Genomic DNA, 2,856 nt, shown 5'->3' with positions numbered 1-2,856 from the left:
GTGATGAGGGAGAATTGAAGGTAAGTCTGGATTTTGGCAAAGACGAACAACGATTCCGTACCATACAGGGCAGTGCAAAAGGCCATGTCTTTATGACATGCCAGCGTTGTCTCGAACCGGTTGAAGTCGCAGCAGAAGCGACAGTCAATCTGGCAGTTACCCTGAACGATGATCAGGTGAAAAAATTGCCTCGGATCTATGATCCGCTTCTTCTAGAAGAGGAGGAGATTGAACTGGCAACGATGATAGAAGAGGAGCTGATTCTCAGCCTACCTCCGTTTGCCTATCATGATGACTGCAGCGTACAGACTTCGTTTGGTGAAAAAGAGACGACGCAAAGTACCGATAAACCGAACCCATTTAGTGTATTGGCCCAACTAAAGGCCGGTAACAGTAAGAAGCCGAACTAGGAGCTATTTAATCATGGCAGTACAGAAGAGCAAGAAGTCTCGTTCCCGTCGCGATATGCGTCGTTCCCACGATGCCCTGAGCGGACCGACTCTGTCTGTTGACGCAACAACTGGTGAAACTCACCGTCGTCATCACGTATCAGCAGACGGTTTCTACCGTGGCGAACAGGTAGTCAACAAGCAGGGCGACGAATAAGCTTGTCACGCTATTACACCATTGCAGTTGATGCGATGGGCGGGGACTTCGGTCCCCGCGTTACAGTTCCTTCCAGCATACAGGCGCTCGCCCGTCATCCTAACCTGACGATCCATCTCATAGGTCATCAGGACGAAATCACTCCCCATATTCGAAAGCTCAACTCCGATATAGCCAACAGGCTCGAAATCGCTCATACCGATCAGTTAATTGGTATGGATGAAAAGCCCTCTATGGCGCTGCGTCATGGAAAGGGTTCTTCTATGCATCTTGCACTCAAGCAAGTGTCAGAGGGGCAGGCTAACGCATGTGTTAGTGCAGGTAATACCGGCGCGCTGATGGTGTTGGGGCGTTCGGTGTTGAAAACACTTCCGGGGATCGATCGTCCCGCCATTATCTCTGCAGTCCCAACGTTACGTGGCCACTCTTATATGCTCGATTTGGGCGCAAATGTTGATTGTGCAGCAGAGCATTTGATGCAGTTTGCCATCATGGGGTCGGTCATGACTCAAGCGGTTGAGCAAATTGCTGAGCCGAAGGTGGGTTTGCTGAATGTAGGGCAGGAAGAGATTAAAGGTAATGAGCAGGTGAAACTTGCTTCGCGTTTGATTTCTGAGCATGGGGAACTAAATTACATCGGTTATATCGAAGGCGATGACATCTTTTCGGGTCGCGCTGATGTAGTGGTCTGTGATGGTTTTGTGGGCAATATTGCTCTCAAAGGTAGCGAAGGTTTAGCCAATCTGATTCGGAACAAAGTGCGCTCTAGCTTTAAAAAGGGACTGTATCGTCGCCTTTTAGGGCTGCTGGCAACGCCGGTTCTGGCTGAGCTGAATCGACAGATGGATCCATCTCGCCGAAATGGCGCAAGTTTATTGGGGCTGCAGGGTATTGTGGTGAAAAGCCACGGTGGCGCAAATAAAAAATGTTTTGGTTATGCGCTGGATCAGGCAGTCTCTGAAATAGAAATGGATCTGCCAATACGTATTAGTCGCCACATCGAAAATCAGCTAACCTGATCGATCAGAGCGGCTGTTTTAATTGGTCGTGAATACTGTACACTACGGCAGATTCGACCTTTATATCAGGTTAATTTATTGGAGTTAAAGAGGAAACCATGTCTCAGTCTCTAGCGTTTGTTTTTCCCGGACAGGGTTCCCAGCAGGTTGGTATGCTGGCAGAGTTGGCTGAAGCCAATCCAGTAATTAAATCTACTTTCGCTGAAGCATCCGAAGTACTGGGCTACGATCTGTGGGATCTGGTTCAGAACGGACCAGCGGAAGATTTGAATCAGACAGACAGAACTCAGCCAGCACTGCTGACCGCGGGTGTTGCCCTGTGGCGCTTGTGGTAGGAAAAGGGTGGTGAGCAGCCATCGCTGATGGCAGGCCATAGTCTGGGTGAGTACACCGCGCTGGTATGTGCTGGCGCAATCGATTTTGCCGATGGTGTGAATCTGGTCAAGCTGCGTGGTGAGTTTATGCAGCAGGCTGTTCCTGCGGGAACCGGCGCCATGGCTGCGATTCTTGGTTTGGCCGATGATGCGATCGAAGCGGCCTGTGAAGCGGCGGCGGAAGGTGATGTAGTCTCTCCTGTGAACTACAACTGTCCAGGTCAGATCGTTATTGCCGGTGAAAAAGCGGCTGTTGAACGTGCCATCGATAAATGCAAAGAGGCGGGTGCAAAACGCGCGATACCGCTTCCGGTGAGTGTTCCGTCTCACTGTGCTTTGATGAAGCCGGCTGCTGAAAAAATGGCAGTAGAACTGGCCAATATTGAAGTTAAACTTCCAGCGATTCCGGTACTGCAGAACGTTGAAGCGTCTGTTGCAGAATCCGTTGAACAGCTGAAAGACAACCTGCTGGCTCAGCTATATAGCCCAGTGCTCTGGACCAAGAGTGTTCAGGCAATGGTAGAGCAGGGTGTAGAATCCACTGTTGAGTGCGGCCCGGGCAAGGTATTGTCTGGACTGAACAAAAAAGTACATAAGCCGCTCAGCGTTGTTGCTATTAACGAACCGGCAGGTCTGGATAAGGCCCTCGGTCAGTAATTTCCGGAGCAAGGAACTTAGTAATGAGCATTGAAGGTAAAGTTGCGCTGGTAACCGGCGCTACCCGTGGTATTGGTAAGGCGATCGCTACAGAGTTGGGCCGTCAGGGCGCAGTTGTTGTCGGTACAGCAACCAGCGAAAACGGTGCGGCGACTATCTCCGAATATCTGGCTGATGCGGGTATCCAGGGGACGGGGCTG

Annotated in this window: 4 protein-coding genes and 1 pseudogene; all 5 read left to right on the top strand. The window is 50.7% G+C overall.

Annotated features, from left to right (window positions below; all coding sequences use genetic code 11):
- A partial coding sequence (locus tag ABYW01_RS18440; protein WP_372835670.1) for a YceD family protein occupies positions 1-410 on the top strand: 410 nt, incomplete at its 5' end.
- A 13-nt stretch (positions 411-423) separates the two neighbouring features.
- Positions 424-606, top strand: a complete 183-nt coding sequence (gene rpmF / locus ABYW01_RS18435; RefSeq protein WP_193951828.1) for a 50S ribosomal protein L32 — start codon at positions 424-426, stop codon at positions 604-606.
- Between the two features lie 2 nt (positions 607-608).
- Positions 609-1,625 (top strand): phosphate acyltransferase PlsX, encoded by a 1,017-nt coding sequence (gene plsX / locus ABYW01_RS18430; protein WP_372835667.1) that lies wholly within the window; start codon positions 609-611, stop codon positions 1,623-1,625.
- Between the two features lie 98 nt (positions 1,626-1,723).
- Positions 1,724-2,656 (top strand): annotated as a pseudogene (fabD, locus tag ABYW01_RS18425) (ACP S-malonyltransferase).
- 23 nt (positions 2,657-2,679) lie between these two features.
- Positions 2,680-2,856 (top strand): SDR family NAD(P)-dependent oxidoreductase (locus tag ABYW01_RS18420; protein ID WP_372835672.1); only part of this gene is annotated, 177 nt, incomplete at its 3' end.

This window comes from Pontibacterium sp., assembly GCF_041587635.1.
Lineage (GTDB): Bacteria > Pseudomonadota > Gammaproteobacteria > Pseudomonadales > Balneatricaceae > Pontibacterium.
Note: the sequence above shows the minus strand (reverse complement) of the source record. Positions and strands in the feature narration are given on the sequence as shown.

Excerpts from the sequence above, each read along its gene's own strand:
- rpmF (WP_193951828.1), top strand. The coding sequence starts at position 424 with ATGGCAGTACAGAAGAGCAAGAAGTCTCGTTCCCGTCGCGATATGCGT.